Genomic DNA, 16,905 nt, shown 5'->3' with positions numbered 1-16,905 from the left:
CACCGCCGAGGGAGCCCCCGCTCCCGTTCGGGTTATCCCGAAAGTCAGTCGCGCGCCTGGTCGGCCATGTGGGCCGGGACGCGGGTCGGCGACGCCGCGAAGCTCTTGCCGTTCGGGCGGGTCAGCACGACGCGCTTGGGCGCGGTGCGGCCGTGCGTGGCGAAGATCATCAGGCCCACGAAGCTCAGGCCGCCGACAAGGTTGCCGAGCACGGTCGGGATCTCGTTCCAGATCAGGTAGTCCATCAGCGTGAACTCGGCGCCCATCAGCAGGCCGACGGGGAACAGGAACATGTTCACGATCGAGTGCTCGAAGCCCATGTAGAAGAACAGCATGATGGGCAGCCACATCGCGAGGACCTTGCCCGTCACGGTGGTCGAGATCATCGCCGCGACCACGCCCATCGAGACCATCCAGTTGCACAGCATCGCGCGGACGAACAGGGTCAGCATGCCGCCGAAGCCGTGCTCCGCGTACCCGACGGTGCGGCCGTGGCCGATCTCGCCGATCGCCTGCCCGACGGCGCTCGGCTCGGTCGTGAAGCCGTACGTGAAGTAGATCGCCATCAGCACCGCGACCGTGAAGGCGCCGCCGAAGTTGCCGAGGAACACGAGGCCCCAGTTGCGCCCGATGCCGCCGAGCGTGACGCCGGGGCGACGGTCGAACAGCGCGAGCGGAGCCAGCGTGAACACGCCCGTGAGCAGGTCGTAGCCGAGCAGGTACAGCAGCACGAACCCGACCGGGAACAGCAGCGCGCCGATCAGCGGCTGCCCCGTGTTCGTCGACACGGTCACCGCGAACGCGGCCGCGATCGTCAGCGTCGCGCCGCCCATGAAGGCGCGGATCAGGGTGTCGCGCGTCGACATCAGGACCTTTGACTCGCCGGCGTCGATCATCTGCGTGATCAGTTCGGCGGGCTTCACGTACGACATGGCGGGACTCCTCGGGGGCTGGGTCGTCCCCCCAGGATCGCCCACGGTCGTTACGCCCACGCGCGCCCGCACGTTACAGGCAGCGACAGATTCCCTCACCCGCCGCGGCGGCGGGGTGTGAGATCACTTGGCGCTCCAGCCCCCGTCCATGGTCCAGGAGCCGCCCGAGACCATCGCGCTGTCCGGTCCCGTCAGCCAGCCGACGAGGGACGCGACCTCGTGCGGCTCGACCAGGCGCTTGACGGCCTGCTCGGCCAGCAGCACGCGCTCCAGCACCTCGTCCTCGCCGATGCCGTGGACGGCGGCCTGATCCGCGATCTGCTTCTCGACGAGCGGCGTGCGCACGTAGCCGGGGTTGACGCACACGCTCGTGACGCCGTGCGGACCGCCCTCGAGCGCGGCGACCTTGCTGAGCCCCTCGAGGCCGTGCTTGGCCGACACGTACGCGCTCTTGTACGGCGAGGCGACCAGCCCGTGCACCGACGAGATGTTCACGATCCGCCCCCAGCCGCGCGCGTACATCCCCGGCAGTGCGGCCCGCATCAGCAGGAACGGCGCCACCAGCATGATCGCGTGCAGGCGCCGGAACGCGTCGGGCTCGAACTCCTGGATGGGGCGGACGTGCTGGATCCCCGCGTTGTTGACCAGGATGTCCACGTCGAGCGACAGGTCGTCGAGCGCCGTCGTGTCCGACAGGTCCACGGCCCAGGCGGCGCCGCCGATCCGCTCCGCGACGCGCTGGGCGGCGTCGGCGGCGACGTCCGCGACCGTGACATGCGCGCCGCGGGCCGCCAGCTCGGCGGCGACGGCCTCGCCGATGCCGGAGGCGCCGCCCGTGACGAGCGCCTTCCGGCCGGCGAGCGTCGCCGCGGGGTCCGTCACGCCGGCACCCGCTCGCGCCGCGCCGCATCGGCGGCGTCGAGCTCGGACAGCGACGCGCCCTTGGTCTCGCGCAGCATCAGCACGGCGACGGCGGTGATGACGCCCGCGACCAGCAGGTAGACCGCGGTCGGCACCCACGAGCCCGTGTCCCGCAGCCACGTGGTCGCGAGGATCGGCGCGAGCGAGCCCGCGAAGATCGACGTCACCTGGTACGAGATCGACACCCCGGAGTACCGGGTGCGGGTCGGGAACATCTCGGCCATGATCGCGGGCTGGCCGGCGTACATCATGGCGTGGAACGCGAGGCCCACGATGATCGCGCCGAGGATGAGCGGCGTGCTCATGGTGCCCAGCAGCGGGAATGCCCAGAAGCCCCACGTGCCGCCGAGGATGGCGCCGGCGAGGTACACCGGCTTGCGGCCGAGCGCGTCGATCGCCCGCCCCGCGGCGAGGATCACGACGAAGTGGCTGACGTGCGCGATCGCGATCAGGCCCAGCACCGACGTGGTGTCCATCCCGAGCCCCTCCTTCAGGTACACGATCGAGAAGGCCACGACCAGGTAGTACATGATGTTCTCCGCGAACCGCAGGCCCATCCCGATCAGCACCTGGCGGGGGTAGCGGCGCAGCACCTCGACGACGCCGTAGCCGGCCGACTTCTCGGCGGACTGCTCGCTGCGCGCGGCCTCGAACAGGGGCGACTCGGACACGGTCGTGCGGATCCAGTACCCGACGAGCACGACGAGGGCCGAGAGCCAGAACGCGACGCGCCAGCCCCAGCCGAGGAACGCCTCCTCGCTGAGCACGCCCGACATCACGCCCATCACGAGCGTGGCGAGCAGGTTGCCGACGGGCACGGCGGCCTGCGGCCAGGCCGTCCAGGTCGCGCGCCGGTCGTCCGGGGCGTGCTCGCCGACCAGCAGCACCGCGCCGCCCCACTCGCCGCCGAGCGCCAGGCCCTGCACGAAGCGCAGCAGCACGAGCGCGATCGGCGCGGCGACGCCGATCTGCTGGTACGTGGGCAGGCATCCCATCAGCACCGTGGCGACGCCGATCAGCATGATCGTCAGCTGCAGGGTGTGCTTCCGTCCCAGGCGGTCGCCGATGTGGCCGAACACGATGCCGCCGAGCGGACGGGCCGCGAAGCCGACCGCGTACGTCACGAAGGCGGCGATGATGCCGTCGTAGACGTTGCCCATCTGCGGCAGCAGCACCTTCGAGAAGACCAGCGCCGACGCGGTCGAGTACAGGAAGAAGTCGTACCACTCGACCACGGTGCCCGCCATCGAGGCGGCCACCACCCTGCGCAGCAGGGACTGGTCGCGGGCAGGTGCGGATGCGGACGGCGCGCTGTCGGCAGCCATGGGATCCTCCTGGGTCGTCTTCATCGACGTCGCGCCGGCCGCTCTGCCGGTGCGCGGGTCACGGGTCGCGTGACGTCACGATCCTCGCGATCCCCGCATGTGCACACAATGGCCAACTCGGCACACGCGGTGAACGATTCTGCACATCGGCGGGTACCGTGGCCTCCATGCCCGCACCGTCGCCCGCGCCCTCCCCCGAGCACCTGCTCGTGCTGCTCGAGGTCGCTCGCTCCGGCCGGTACACGACCGCGGCGCAGGCGCTGGGCCTCACCCACACCACGGTGGCCCGCAACATCGCGGCCCTCGACCACGCCCTGGGCGGGCGCGTGCTGGTGCGCGGCGCCGACGGCTGGGAGCTCACGCGGCTGGGCGAGCGCGCGGTGCGCGCCGGCGAGACGATCGCCGCGGCCATGTCCGCGCTGGGCGGCGACGAGAGCGAGCAGGACATGGTGACGGGGGTCGTGCGGATGTCGACGACCGACGGCTTCGCCGCCTACATCGCGTCGCCGGCGATCGCCCGGCTGCGGGAGAGGCATCCGGATCTCTCGGTCGAGAGCGTCACGGTCACGCGCCTGGCCGCGCAGCACCGCTCCGGCGTGGACATCGAGGTGGTCGTCGGCACCCCGCAGGTCAGCCGCGCCCGCGCGGTGAAGCTCGGCGAGTACGCGCTCGGGCTGTACGCGTCGCGCGACTACGTGGCGCGTCACGGCGCGCCCGCGTCGGTCGAGGAGGCGCTCGGGCACCGCCTGTCTACTTCGTCGACTCGATGCTGCAGGTCGACGCGCTCGATGCGCCCCGCCGGCTGCTGCCCGGGATCCGCGACGCGCTGACCTCGACCAACGTGTTCGTGCATCTCGAGGCCACCCGCGCGGGCGCGGGGATCGGCTTCCTGCCCTGCTTCATGGCATCGCGGCACCCGGATCTCGTGCGGCTGCTGCCGGATGAGGTGCACGACCGCCTCCCCTACTTCGCCGTGGTGCATCTCGAGAGCTGGCGGCGGCCCGCCGTCGCGGCCGTGATGGAGGCCATCGTGGCGGAGTCCGCCGCCCAGCGCGAGGTCCTCCTGGGCGAGCGCGCCCCCTGAGCCGCGGGCGCCCCACCCCCGGCCCCTCACAACACGTGTTGTCAGCGACGACACGCCCTCTCGACGCAGAGAGCACGTGTCCTCGCTCAGGACACGTGCTCTCACGAAAGGGGCGGGATCACTCCCACTCGATCGTCCCCGGGGGCTTCGACGTGACGTCGAGCACGACGCGGTTGACCTCGCGCACCTCGTTCGTGATGCGGTTCGAGATCTTCGACAGCACGTCGTACGGCAGGCGCGTCCAGTCGGCGGTCATGGCGTCCTCGCTCGAGACGGGGCGCAGCACGATCGGGTGGCCGTACGTGCGGCCGTCGCCCTGCACGCCCACGGAGCGGACGTCGGCCAGCAGCACGACCGGGCACTGCCAGATCTCGCCGTCCAGACCGGCCTTGGTGAGCTCCTCGCGGGCGATCGCGTCGGCCTCGCGCAGGATCTCGAGGCGCTCGCGCGTGACCTCGCCGATGATCCGGATGCCGAGGCCCGGGCCCGGGAAGGGCTGGCGACCGACGATCGCCTCGGGGATGCCGAGCTCGCGGCCGATCGCGCGGACCTCGTCCTTGAACAGCGTCCGGAGCGGCTCGACGAGCTCGAACTCGAGGTCCTCGGGCAGGCCGCCGACGTTGTGGTGGCTCTTGATGTTCGCGGTGCCGGTGCCGCCGCCCGACTCGACGACGTCGGGGTACAGCGTGCCCTGCACGAGGAACTTGATGGGCTCGCCCTCGGCGGCCGCCTCGCGGATGAGGTCCTTCTGCACCTTCTCGAACGCGCGGATGAACTCGCGGCCGATGATCTTGCGCTTCTCCTCGGGGTCGGTGACGCCCGCGAGGTGGCCGAGGAACGTGTCCTCGGCGTCGACCGTGATGAGGCGCACGCCCGTCGACTCGACGTAGTCCTTCTCGACCTGCTCGCGCTCGCCCTTGCGGAGGAGCCCGTGGTCCACGAACACGGCGGTGAGCTGGTCGCCGACCGCGCGGTGCACGAGCGCGGTGGAGACGGCCGAGTCCACGCCGCCCGACAGGGCCGAGATCACGCGCGCGGAGCCGATCTGCCGGCGGATGCGCTCGACCTGCTCGGCGATCACGTTGCCCGCGTTCCAGTCGGCGGGGAGGCCCGCCGCCTTGTGCAGGAAGTTCTCGATGACCTTCTGACCGTAGTCGCTGTGCTTGACCTCGGGGTGCCACTGCACGCCGTAGAAGCACTTCTCGGCGTTGCCGAACGCGGCGACCGGGGTCGCGGCGGTCGAGGCGAGCACCTCGAAGCCCTCCGGGGCCTGGGCGACCTGGTCGCCGTGGCTCATCCAGACGTTCTGCTGCTCCGGCTGGCCGCCCAGCAGCACGCCGCCGTCGCCGACGAGCGCGGCATCCGTGGCGCCGTACTCGCGCAGACCGGTGTTGGCAACCTCGCCGCCCAGGGCCTGGGCCATCACCTGGAAGCCGTAGCAGATGCCGAGCGTCGGGACGCCGAGCTCGAACACCTTGGGGTCGAGCGTCGGGGCGCCGGGCTCGTACACCGAGGAGGGACCGCCCGACAGGATGATCGCCACCGGGTCGTGCGCGGCGATCTCCTCGGCCGTCGCGGTGTGCGGGATCAGCTCGCTGAACACGCCGGCCTCGCGCACGCGGCGCGCGATGAGCTGCGCGTACTGGGCGCCGAAGTCGACGACCAGCACGGGGCGCTGGGCGGTGTCGTCGGAGACGTCGCCCCCGGACGGGGCGGTGCGGGCTTCGGTCACGAAGCGACCTCCTGTGGGGATGCGGCCTTGGCAGCGGCCTTCTCGGCGGCCGCGGCTTCGCGCTCGGCCAGATAGCGCTTCACGTCGCGAGCGACGCGGACTTCCATGAAGAAGGAGAGGAAGGGGATGACGCCGCCGCCGGCGAGCAGGATGAAGCGGCCGAACGGCCACCGCATCAGGCTCCACACGCGGAAGCAGGCGAACAGGTACACGACGTAGAACCAGCCGTGGATGATCAGGATGCCGAGCGACAGGTTGATCCCGTCGCCGGTCGAGATCATCTCGCAGGCGGTCGAGCCGGGCACGAACTGCGAGTACCACACGCAGTCCTGCGCGATCACGTCGGCGAACCAGAGGAAGCCGCCCGAGCCGCCGAGGAAGAGCTCCACGTGCAGGGGCGTGTACTTCAGGATCATCTCGGCCACGAGCAGCAGCAGGCCGACGCCGGTGATGACGGAGCAGATCTGGTAGAACCGCAGCGCGCCCCGGATCTGCGGGAAGGTGGCGAGCTTGGGCTGCGGCATGGACACCAGTCTATCGGCGGCGGCTGGGCGTCCGATCCGCCCCGGGCCTACTCCTCGTCGAGGTCGACGTCGCCCTCGACCTCGCGCTCCCAGGCGTCCTTGGCGAGGCGGTACCAGAGGTAGAACGCGAAGCCCGCGAAGATCGCCCACTCGGCGGCGTAGAAGACGTTGAGCCAGTTGACCGGGCTGCCGAGCTCGGGCGCGGGCGACGAGATCTCGTCGAGACCGGCGTCCGCCAGGCCGCCGGTGGGGTCGGATGCCGTCAGGTAGGGCCGGTACACGTCGATCGGCGCGACGGGCGACCCGTCGGCCTCGTGCCAGCGGCTCAGCAGCGCGGCGGGCGACATCCGGGTCTGCTCGAGGGGGTCCGCGCCCGCGGGCGGCAGGGCAGGGCCCTCGTCGGAGATGATCCGCCCGGTCAGCGTGACGGCGCCATCCCCGGAGCGCGCGGCCGCGTCCAGGGCCGCGACGGCGGCGTCCGCCCGCTCGCGCGTCTCGGTCCATCCGATCGCCACCGCGAGCGAGGTGGGCTCGGCCGCACCCTCGACGCGCAGCTGCCCCGTGACCCAGAACCCCTCGACGTCGTCGTTGAAGCGCGACGACACGACGATGAAGTCGCGCGGCACCCAGCGGCCCTCGACCTCGACGCGCTGGCCGACCAGCGGCTCCTCGAGGTACTGCCCGGGCTCGACCACCTCGGCGATCGGGCGCACCTCCTCGGTCGCGCCGGCCGGCATCGGGTCGGTGTCGACCGCGCTGGACAGCTGCCACTGCCCGAGCCAGGCGAACACGCCCGCGACGGCCAGGCAGAGCGCGAGCATCGCGATCCACCGCGGCCGGAGCATGACCTCCCGCAGCGTGGGCGGGAAGACCAGTGCGTCGGCCTCGCCCGCGGCGTCAGGGTCGGTCACGTCGGGGGCGGCGGGTCAGGCGCGCTCGTACGGAGCCACGACGACCTCGACGCGCTGGAACTCCTTCAGGTCGGAGTAGCCGGTCGTGGCCATCGACTTGCGCAGCGCGCCGATCAGGTTCGCGGTGCCGTCGGCCTGCGCGGCCGGGCCGTACAGGACCTCCTCGAGGGTGCCGACCTGCGGCACCTTCACGCGACGGCCGCGCGGCAGCTTCGGGTGGTGCGCCTCGGGGCCCCAGTGGAAGCCCTTGCCGGGGGCGTCGGTAGCGCGCGCGAGCGCGACGCCGAGCATGACCGCGTCTGCGCCCATCGCGAGCGCCTTGACGACGTCGCCCGACGTGCCCACGCCGCCGTCGGCGATCACGTGCACGTAGCGGCCGCCGGACTCGTCGAGGTAGTCGCGGCGCGCGCCGGCGACGTCGGCCACCGCGCTCGCCATCGGCGCGTGGATGCCGAGCGTCGTGCGCGTGGTCGAGGCGGCTCCGCCGCCGAAGCCGACCAGCACGCCCGCGGCGCCGGTGCGCATGAGGTGCAGCGCGGCCGTGTAGGTGGACGCGCCGCCCACGATCACCGGCACATCCAGGTCGTAGATGAACTTCTTGAGGTTCAGGGGCTCGGCCTCGCTCGAGACGTGCTCGGCCGACACCGTGGTGCCGCGGATCACGAACAGGTCGACGCCGGCCGCGACGACCGTCTCGTACAGCTCCTGCGTACGCTGCGGGCTGAGCGCTCCCGCGACCGTGACGCCGGCGGCGCGGATCTCGTTGATCCGCTCGGTCACCAGCTCGGGCTTGATCGGCGCGGCGTACAGCTGCTGCATCCGGCTCGTGGCGACCTCGTCGGGCAGCGACGCGATCTCGGCGAGCAGGGGCTCCGGGTCCTCGTAGCGGGTCCAGAGGCCCTCGAGGTCGAGCACGCCCAGGCCGCCGAGCTGGCCCAGCATGATCGCGGTGCGCGGGCTGACCACCGAGTCCATCGGCGCGCCCAGCACGGGGATGCCGAAGTGGAAGGCGTCGATCGACCAGTCGGTCGACACGTCCTCGGGGTTGCGCGTGCGGCGCGACGGCACCACCGCGATGTCGTCGAACGCGTACGCCCGTCGTGCCCGCTTGCCGCGGCCCAGCTCGATCTCCGTGGTCACGATCCCAGCCTACCGTCGCCCGGGAACGGGGCCCGCGGCCTCGACTCGCTCCGCTCTGGGCCCACGCGGCGAGGGGCCCCGCGCGCCGCGAAGCGGCGTGTGGGGTAGCCGTGGGGATCGGCCCGTTTCGACTCCGCTCGCTGGCGCTCGCTCCGCTCAACGACCGGGCTCGGACCTCCGGGGAGGGGGCGTGAGAAGAGAATCACGCCGCGTAGCGGCCGGCGGCGCGGGCGCGCGCCTTCTCGGCCTCGACCTCGCGGTTCTTCGGCGGGGCGGTGGTCACGAGCGCGTCGAGCAGGTGCTGCGTGATGTGCGCGATCTCGTGCACGGCGTGGTCGAACGCGTCCTTGTTCGCCCTCGACGGCTTGGTCGTGCCCGCGATCTTGCGCACGTACTGCAGGGCCGCGGCGTGCACCTCCTCCGAGGTCGCCTTCGGCTCGAAGTTGTGAGGGTGTGGATGCTCCGGCACATGCCGGTCAGGCTAGTCCCGCCCCGCAGACTCCGGAACCCCTCCCCTGTGACCCCCGCATCGACCGTCGTGCGAGCGAAGCGAGCGTGCCGCGGATGCGGCCCGCGCGCGAAGCGCGCCCTCACGCCCGAACGGAGCGAAGCGACGTTCGTCGCTCGCGAGGGCGCCCGCTTGCGGGCCCCGAGCGTGCGACGGGCGTGAGAGAGAAAGTACTACCGCTTGTAGTTCGGCGCCTCGACCACGATCTGGACGTCGTGGGGGTGCGACTCCTTGAGGCCCGCCGAGGTGATGCGCACGAACTTGCCGCGCGCCTTGAGCTCCTCGATCGAGCGCGCGCCGACGTAGAACATCGACTGACGCAGGCCGCCGACCAGCTGGTAGACCACGGCCGAGAGCGGGCCGCGGTAGGCGACCTGACCCTCGATGCCCTCGGGGATGAGCTTGTCGTCGCTCGGCACGTCGGCCTGGAAGTAGCGGTCCTTCGAGTACGAGGTCTGCTTGCCACGCGTCTGCATCGCGCCGAGCGAGCCCATGCCGCGGTACATCTTGAACTGCTTGCCGCCCTGGAACACGATGTCGCCGGGCGACTCCTCCGTGCCGGCCAGCAGCGATCCGAGCATCACGGTGTCGGCGCCGGCGACGAGCGCCTTCGCGATGTCGCCCGAGTACTGCAGGCCGCCGTCCGCGATGACCGGAACGCCGGCCGGGCGCGCGGCGAGCGACGCCTCGTAGATCGCGGTGATCTGCGGCACGCCCACGCCCGCGACCACGCGGGTGGTGCAGATGGAGCCCGGGCCCACGCCGACCTTGACGGCGTCGACGCCCGCGTCGATGAGCGCCTGGGCGCCCTCGCGGGTGGCGACGTTGCCGCCGACGATGTCGATGTGCGCGAACGACGGGTCGGCCTTGAGGCGCTTGACGATGTCGATCACACCCTGCGACTGGCCGTTGGCCGTGTCGACCACGATCACGTCCACGCCCTTGTCGCGCAGCGCCTCGGCGCGCTCCCACGCGTCGCCGAAGAAGCCGATCGCGGCGCCGACGCGCAGGCGGCCCTGCGGGTCCTTCGTGGCGTTGGGGTACTTCTCGCTCTTGTCGAAGTCCTTGATGGTGATGAGGCCGGCGAGCTTGCCCTCGTCGTCGATGAGCGGCAGCTTCTCGACGCGGTGCTTGGCGAACAGCGCGACGACCTCGCCCGACGTGATGCCGACGTGGCCGGTCACGAGGCCCTCGGCCGTCATGACGTCCTTCGCGAGCGTCGTGGTGCGCTCGAACTCCGACACGAAGCGCATGTCGCGGTTGGTGACGATGCCCACCAGGCGGCCGTCCGCGTCCACGACCGGCAGGCCCGAGATGCGGTACTTGCGGCAGAGGGCGTCGACCTCGGCGATCGTCGCGTCGGGGTGCGTCGTGATCGGGTCGGTGATCATGCCCGACTCGCTGCGCTTGACGCGGTCGACCGCGGCGGCCTGGTCATGGATCGACAGGTTGCGGTGCAGGATGCCGATGCCGCCCTGGCGGGCCATGGCGATCGCCATGCGGGCCTCGGTCACGGTGTCCATCGCGCTCGAGAGGAGCGGAGCGGCGACGCGGATGTTGCGCGTCAGGCGGGACGACGTGTCGGCCTCGCTCGGGATCACGTCCGTGTGCCCCGGAAGGAGCAGGACGTCGTCATAGGTGAGTCCGACGAAGCCGAACGGATCGTGGTCAGTCATTGGGCCGCTTCTCCTGCCGATGCGAGTTGGGGTGCGCTCGTATCGCGGGAGGAGCCCGGGTATGACATCCTCCCCCGTATACGGATTCTAAGGCTCCGGACCCTGGAACTATTCCGCGGAGCAGAACGCTCGGGAGATATCGGCCAGCCGGTAGCAGATCGCCCCCGAAGGTCACGGATCGCTATCAGGAAATGTTCAGGACACATTAGGCTCTTACGTTTGAACGACCCGTTCATACCACCCCGGGCGGCCCACCCCACCGCCGTCCGTGGACCGGAGGATCCATGAACCCCAGAACCGCCTCCCCGAGGCGTACCCGATCTGGTGCGATCGTCGCCCTCGCGACCTTCCTCGCCGCCCTCTTCGCGGCCCTGCTGCTGCCCACCGCCGCCCATGCGGCCGAGGGGGACCCGTACACGATCAGCGGAAACGTCCAGCTCGACGGCGAGCCCCTGGAGGGCGTGGCGCTGAGCATCGACGGACCCGGCGGCGTCCAAGACGTCGAGACCAACGACGAGGGCCGCTGGTCGGTCAAGGTGCCCGAGAAGGGCGTCGAGTACACGGTCACGCTCGACGAGCAGACCCTGCCCGAGGGCATCGCGGTGGTCGAGGACACGGACGGCGACGGCGCCCCGAACGTCACGACCGCCGAGATGGGCCAGGGCGGCCGCCTCACCGTGAACTTCTTCATCGGCGAGGGCGAGCGCAACGTCACGAGCTTCTTCGACCAGCTGCTGCAGCGTCTGCTGCTGGGCCTCAACTTCGGCCTCATGCTCGGCCTCGCCGCCGTCGGCCTCTCGCTCGTGTTCGGCACGACCGGCATCTCCAACTTCGCGCACGCGGAGATGGTGACGTTCGGCGCGGTGGCGGCCCTGTTCCTGGTGGGACCGGCGTCGCTCGCCCTCCCGGTCTGGCTGGGCATCCCCGTCGCGATCATCCTGAGCGCCCTGCTCGGCCTCGTGCTCGACATCGGCATCTGGCGGCCCCTGCGCCGCAAGGGCGTCGGCGTCGTGCAGCTGATGATCCTGTCGATCGGTCTGTCGCTCGCGCTGCGGTACGTGTTCCAGTTCTTCATCGGCGGCGACACGCAGCAGCTCCCGGCGATGGTGCCGTCCGTGTCCATCCCCCTCGGCGGGGCCGTGAGCACCACGCTCAACGACCTGGTCTCGATGGGCATCTCGATCGTCGTGATCGTCGCATTCGCGCTGTGGCTCACCCGCAGCCGCCTCGGCAAGGCGACCCGCGCGATCTCGGACAACCCGTCGCTCGCCGCCGCCAGCGGCATCGACGTCGACCGCGTCGTGCGCGTCGTCTGGATCATCTCGGGCGCCCTGGCGGGCCTCGCGGGCATCCTGTACGCGTACTACCGCCCCGGCATCCGCTGGGACATGGGAGCGCAGATCCTGCTGCTCGTGTTCGCGGCGGTCACGCTCGGCGGCCTCGGCACGGCGTTCGGCGCGCTCGTCGGCTCGATCATCATCGGCGTCCTCGTCGAGGCGTCGAGCCTCTGGATCCCGGCCGACCTGCGCTACGCGGGCGCGCTCGTGGTCCTCATCATCATCCTTCTGGTCCGGCCGCAGGGCATCCTCGGCCGCCGCGAGCGAATCGGATAGGTGCCGCTCATGAACTGGTCCCAGATCTTCGACAACACGCTGTCATCGATCCTCAGCCCCGCCACCATGGGCTACGCCCTCGCGGCGCTCGGCCTCGCCATGCACTTCGGCTACGGCGGCCTGCTGAACATGGGCGTCGCGGGCTTCATGGCGCTCGGCGCGTACGGCTACGCGATCTCGATCCTCACGTTCGGCTTCCCGTGGTGGCTCGCGGCGCTCGTCGGCCTCGCGGCCGCGGCCGTGTTCGCGCTCATCCTCGGCATCCCGACCCTGCGCCTGCGCGGCGACTACCTCGCCATCGCGACCATCGCGGCGGCCGAGGTGCTGCGCCTGCTGTTCCTCACCACCACCTTCGACGCCGTCACCGGATCGGCCGACGGCCTCGCGGGCTACCACGGCAGCTTCCGCGAGTCGAACCCGATCCCGGACGGCACGTACGGCTTCGGCCCGTGGGCGTACAACGAGACGCAGTGGTGGGTGCGCATCATGGGCATCCTGACGCTCGCGTTCGCCGCGCTCGTGGTGTGGATGCTCACGCGCAGCCCGTGGGGCCGCGTGATGAAGGGCATCCGCGAGGACGAGGACGCCATCCGCTCGCTCGGCAAGAACGTCTTCTCGTACAAGATGCAGTCGCTCGTGCTGGGCGGCGTGATCATGGCCGCGGGCGGCGTCGTGTACGCGCTGCCGTCGGCCGTGAGCCCCGGCGTCTACGTCACGTCGCTGACGTTCTTCGTATGGACGGCGTTGCTGCTCGGCGGCGCGGCCACCGTGTTCGGGCCGCTGCTCGGATCGCTCATCTTCTGGGTGATCCAGACGTTCCTGTCCAACTTCCTGCCGGCGCTGACCAAGGCCGACATCATCCCCTTCATGACCGACGTCCAGGCGGGTACGCTGCGCTTCATCCTCGTCGGGGTGGCGCTGATGCTGCTGGTCGTCTTCATGCCGCAGGGCATCCTCGGCGACAAGAAGGAGCTGACCTTTGTCCGTTGAGAACACTCCCCGGCAGCCGGTGACCGCATCCGTGCCGCGGCCCAAGACCACGGGCCTGCACGTGGGCGAGGCGGCCCCCGGCGTCAAGAAGGTCGACCCGATCATCGTCGCGGACGGCGTCAAGCGCACGTTCGGCGGCCTCACGGCCGTGGACGTCGAGCACCTCGAGATCCCGCGCGGCGCGATCACGGCGCTGATCGGCCCCAACGGCGCGGGAAAGACCACGCTGTTCAACCTGCTGACGGGCTTCGACAAGCCCAATGCGGGCACCTGGTCGTACGACGGTCACGACCTCGCGCACGTCCCGGCCCACAAGGTGGCGCGGATGGGCCTGGTCCGCACGTTCCAGCTCACCAAGGCGCTGGGCCGACTGAGCGTCATGGACAACATGAAGCTCGGCCAGCAGAACCACGTGGGCGAGCGCTTCTGGCACAGTCTGATCCCGGCGCTGTGGCGCAAGCAGGACGCCGACACCGAGGCGCGCGCCGAGGAGCTGCTCGTCAAGTTCAAGCTGGACGCCAAGCGCGACGACCTCGCGGCGGGGCTGTCGGGCGGCCAGAAGAAGCTGCTCGAGATGGCCCGTTCGCTCATGACCCAGCCGACGCTCGTCATGCTCGACGAGCCGATGGCGGGCGTGAACCCGGCCCTGACCGAGTCGCTGCTCGACCACATCCTCAACCTGAAGGACGAGGGCATGACGGTGCTGTTCGTCGAGCACGACATGCACATGGTCCGCCACATCGCCGACTGGGTCGTCGTGATGGCCGAGGGCAAGGTGGTCGCCGAGGGCGCCCCCGACGAGGTCATGAAGAACCCGGCCGTGATCGACGCGTACCTGGGCGCGCACCAGGAGCTCGACCTCGGCGTCGTGACCGGCCGCATCCCGGTCGTCGAGGCCGACCCGACCACCGACGCCGAGGCCTCCGCGGCCGTGGGCGCCGAGGTCATCGAGGCCGAGGCGGCGGCCGAGGCCGAGGCGGCCGCCGAGGCCGAGAAGGAGGACGACAAGTGAGCACGGACCAGACCCCGGTCGTCCTCGTCGACGACGTGCACGCCGGCTACCTGCCGGGCGTGAACATCCTCAACGGCGCGACGCTCACCGCCCATCAGGGCGAGCTGATCGGCATCATCGGCCCCAACGGCGCCGGCAAGTCGACGCTGCTGAAGGCGATCTTCGGCCAGGTGAAGATCCGCGGCGGCAGCATCTCGCTCGCCGGCGAGGACATCACGGGCCTCAAGGCTGACAAGCTCGTCGCGAAGGGCGTCGGCTTCGTCCCGCAGACGAACAACGTGTTCCCCTCGCTCACCATCGAGGAGAACCTGCAGATGGGCGCGTACCAGAAGCCGAAGATGTTCACGGAGCGCGTGGACTTCGTGATGAGCCTGTTCCCCGACCTCGCGAAGGGGGGCGGCCTCAAGAAGCGCGCGTCGGGCCTCTCGGGCGGCGAGCGCCAGATGGTCGCCATGGGCCGCGCGCTCATGATGGACCCGAAGGTGCTGCTGCTCGACGAGCCCTCCGCGGGCCTCTCGCCCGTGCGTCAGGACGAGGCGTTCCTGCGCGTCTCGGAGATCAACAAGGCCGGCGTGACCTGCATCATGGTCGAGCAGAACGCCCGCCGCTGCCTGCAGATCTGCGACCGCGGCTACGTGCTCGACCAGGGCCGCGACGCCTACACGGGCACGGGCCGCGAGCTGCTCAACGACCCGAAGGTCACGCAGCTCTACCTCGGCACACTCGGCGCCTGACGCCGCGCATCGCCAGCGGAGGCCGGGGGTTCGCCCCCGGCCGCCCCCGGCCTCCCTTCGTCTCGTCAGTCGACGTGCCCCGCGACGAACGCCTCGCGGACTATGTGACGGTGCAGCCGCCCGAGCACGGCCGCCTGCTCCTCGGCCCGCTCCGCCAGCGCCGTGAAGGTCTCCGCCGGCAGGCCGAGGTCCGGCGCGAGCGCGGCCAGCGTCTCCCACACGCCCTTCTTGCCCATGACGGCGCCGCGCATCAGCTCGGTCTCGAGCACGGGCGTCATGGGCGACCCGAGCGGGCGCCCGTTCGTCTTGAGCCGGCCGGCCTTCTCGCCGAGCCAGGCGAGGGCCTGCCGATGCGGGCGCCGCGGCACCTCGAGCGTGTCCACCAGGTCCTTCAGGAAGACGCGCTCGCGGCCGACCTCCTCGGCCAGCCGCGCCAGGTCCGGGCCCAGGTCGGTGTCCGCGTACGCCTTGGCCATCCGCCGGAACCGGGCGACGCCCGCGGTCGCGCCCGTGAGGTGGTCGGAGAGATACAGCCCCAGGATGTCCCGCTGCAGGGTGGCGGGGAGCCGGTGCCCGGGCGAGTCCGCGGGCGGCTGGGCCGGCCCGTCGGGGAGGACGTCGCCGGGCGGCAGCTGATCCTGCGGCCAGTCGCGACGCGGCCGCATCGGAGCGCTCGCGGTGCCCGCGCCGTCGGCCATCCCCGTGAGCAGCTCGCGCAGGGCCGAGGTCGCGTCGTGCCGGGGCTGCCACCCCAGCTCGCGCCGCGCGCGCGAGCTGTCCATGATCGGCACGGTCATCGCCATGTCGAGCCACCCGGGGTCGGCGGCGACGGTGTGCAGCCGCCACGCCGCGTGGAGGAGCGGGCGCAGCACGCGCGCAGGCACCGCGAGCTGGCGCCCGTGCGCGAGCACCGCGGCGATGTCCCGGCCGCGCAGCACGGGGTCGGCGGCGATGTTGAACGCGCCCGTGGCGCCGCCCACGATGACGCGGCGGTACGCGTCGGCCAGGTCGGCGCCGTGCACGACCTGCATCCGCACGCCCGCCGGCAGCGGCACGACGGGCAGGCGCCCGGGGCGCAGCAGCGCGGGCGGCAGGAGGGCCCCGACGAACAGCCGCGTGATCTCCGCCCCGGCGTCGCGGTCGAAGACGAGCGCGGGCCGGAGGCGCGCGACGGCGAGGCCCCGGGTCTCGGCGTCGTCGAGCAGACGCTCCTGCGCGGCCTTGTCGGCCGCGTAGTGCGAGGTGGGGATCCCCTCCGTCGGCCATGACTCGTCCCGCGGGTCGTCGTCGTCCACGCCCGTGTACGCGCCCACGGATGAGGCGCAGACCAGGTGCCGCACGCCGGCGCGCAGGCACGCCTCGATCACGCGGCGCGTGCCGTCCACGTTCGCGCGGCGGATCAGCTCCCGCTTCCGGTTCGGCTGGATGAGCCACGCCAGGTGCACGACGCAGTCCACGCCCCGGAACGCCGCGGCGAGCCGGTCGATCACCCGCTCGTCCGCGGCCCGGTCGACGGCCGGCGCCGCGATGTCGATGCGCTCCCAGTGGGCCGCGTCGTAGGGCGGCGCGGCCTCCGGCGTCCGCCGCGCGATCCCCACGATCGCGTCGACCGCGGGCTCGTCCCTCAGGGCGTGCAGCAGCGCGGTCCCGGTGTTGCCGCTCGCCCCGACGATGGCGACCTTCATGACTGCTCCCGTCCTCGCGTGATCACTGGATGACTCCCGACGCTAGCCGCCGCAGCCCGCACGCCGCAGGGGCTTGCGCCCGGGTCGATCCGGGGTCAGCGGGGCGCCGCCCCGGCCG

Annotated in this window: 13 protein-coding genes and 2 pseudogenes; 5 read left to right on the top strand and 10 right to left on the bottom strand. The window is 71.5% G+C overall.

Annotated elements, in window-relative coordinates; genetic code table 11:
- Positions 1-44: 44 nt before the first annotated feature.
- The 3 genes from ASD19_RS10625 to ASD19_RS10615 all read right to left on the bottom strand — a co-directional run bounded on the left by ASD19_RS10625 (position 45) and on the right by ASD19_RS10615 (position 3,178).
- Positions 45-932 carry a formate/nitrite transporter family protein gene (locus tag ASD19_RS10625; RefSeq protein ID WP_055992333.1) on the bottom strand — a complete coding sequence of 296 codons (888 nt, stop codon included), beginning with the start codon at positions 930-932 and terminating at the stop codon, positions 45-47.
- A 123-nt stretch (positions 933-1,055) separates the two neighbouring features.
- Positions 1,056-1,814 carry a 3-hydroxybutyrate dehydrogenase gene (locus tag ASD19_RS10620; RefSeq protein ID WP_055992330.1) on the bottom strand — a complete coding sequence of 253 codons (759 nt, stop codon included), beginning with the start codon at positions 1,812-1,814 and terminating at the stop codon, positions 1,056-1,058.
- A complete protein-coding gene (locus ASD19_RS10615) occupies positions 1,811-3,178 on the bottom strand; it encodes an MFS transporter (RefSeq protein ID WP_055992327.1) in 1,368 nt (455 codons plus the stop codon). Before ASD19_RS10615 ends, ASD19_RS10620 begins: the two co-directional genes overlap by 4 nt.
- A 167-nt stretch (positions 3,179-3,345) precedes the next feature.
- Here ASD19_RS10615 and ASD19_RS10610 point away from each other — a divergent pair.
- Positions 3,346-4,262 (top strand): annotated as a pseudogene (locus tag ASD19_RS10610) (LysR family transcriptional regulator).
- 118 nt (positions 4,263-4,380) lie between these two features.
- On the opposite strand, the gene guaA reads toward ASD19_RS10610, so the two are convergent.
- The 6 genes and pseudogenes from guaA to guaB all read right to left on the bottom strand — a co-directional run bounded on the left by guaA (position 4,381) and on the right by guaB (position 10,753).
- On the bottom strand, positions 4,381-5,994 hold the full coding sequence (gene guaA / locus ASD19_RS10605) for a glutamine-hydrolyzing GMP synthase (protein ID WP_055992324.1): 1,614 nt from the start codon (positions 5,992-5,994) through the stop codon (positions 4,381-4,383).
- Entirely contained in the window at positions 5,991-6,518 is a 528-nt protein-coding gene (locus ASD19_RS10600) for a DUF3817 domain-containing protein (protein WP_055992321.1), read from the bottom strand. Before ASD19_RS10600 ends, guaA begins: the two co-directional genes overlap by 4 nt.
- Positions 6,519-6,565: 47 nt before the next feature.
- Entirely contained in the window at positions 6,566-7,363 is a 798-nt protein-coding gene (locus ASD19_RS10595; RefSeq protein ID WP_082543153.1) for an SURF1 family protein, read from the bottom strand.
- 81 nt (positions 7,364-7,444) lie between these two features.
- Positions 7,445-8,569: a GuaB3 family IMP dehydrogenase-related protein gene (locus ASD19_RS10590; RefSeq protein WP_055992318.1), complete on the bottom strand. Its 1,125-nt coding sequence runs from the start codon at positions 8,567-8,569 to the stop codon at positions 7,445-7,447.
- 202 nt (positions 8,570-8,771) lie between these two features.
- Positions 8,772-9,040, bottom strand: a pseudogene (locus ASD19_RS10585) (DUF2277 domain-containing protein).
- A gap of 210 nt (positions 9,041-9,250) precedes the next feature.
- Positions 9,251-10,753, bottom strand: coding sequence for an IMP dehydrogenase (gene guaB, locus ASD19_RS10580; RefSeq protein ID WP_055992315.1), 1,503 nt, complete (start codon positions 10,751-10,753; stop codon positions 9,251-9,253).
- A 284-nt stretch (positions 10,754-11,037) separates the two neighbouring features.
- On the opposite strand from guaB, the gene ASD19_RS10575 reads away from it, so the two are divergent.
- Genes ASD19_RS10575 through ASD19_RS10560 form a run of 4 tightly spaced genes read left to right on the top strand, consistent with a single transcriptional unit; the run spans position 11,038 to position 15,102 of the window.
- A complete protein-coding gene (locus ASD19_RS10575) occupies positions 11,038-12,366 on the top strand; it encodes a branched-chain amino acid ABC transporter permease (protein ID WP_055992312.1) in 1,329 nt (442 codons plus the stop codon).
- A 9-nt stretch (positions 12,367-12,375) separates the two neighbouring features.
- Positions 12,376-13,356, top strand: a complete 981-nt coding sequence (locus ASD19_RS10570; protein ID WP_055992523.1) for a branched-chain amino acid ABC transporter permease — start codon at positions 12,376-12,378, stop codon at positions 13,354-13,356.
- 19 nt (positions 13,357-13,375) lie between these two features.
- Complete coding sequence (locus tag ASD19_RS10565; RefSeq protein WP_055992309.1) at positions 13,376-14,368, top strand: ABC transporter ATP-binding protein; 993 nt, start codon at positions 13,376-13,378, stop codon at positions 14,366-14,368.
- On the top strand, positions 14,365-15,102 hold the full coding sequence (locus tag ASD19_RS10560; RefSeq protein ID WP_055992307.1) for an ABC transporter ATP-binding protein: 738 nt from the start codon (positions 14,365-14,367) through the stop codon (positions 15,100-15,102). Before ASD19_RS10565 ends, ASD19_RS10560 begins: the two co-directional genes overlap by 4 nt.
- A gap of 65 nt (positions 15,103-15,167) precedes the next feature.
- Here the strand turns inward: ASD19_RS10560 and ASD19_RS10555 are convergent, their stop codons facing one another.
- Complete coding sequence (locus ASD19_RS10555; RefSeq protein WP_055992304.1) at positions 15,168-16,787, bottom strand: NAD-dependent epimerase/dehydratase family protein; 1,620 nt, start codon at positions 16,785-16,787, stop codon at positions 15,168-15,170.
- Positions 16,788-16,905 lie beyond the last annotated feature (118 nt).

The organism is Microbacterium sp. Root53 (assembly GCF_001426925.1).
GTDB lineage: Bacteria > Actinomycetota > Actinomycetes > Actinomycetales > Microbacteriaceae > Microbacterium.
This window is presented reverse-complemented; position numbering and strand designations above follow the sequence as displayed.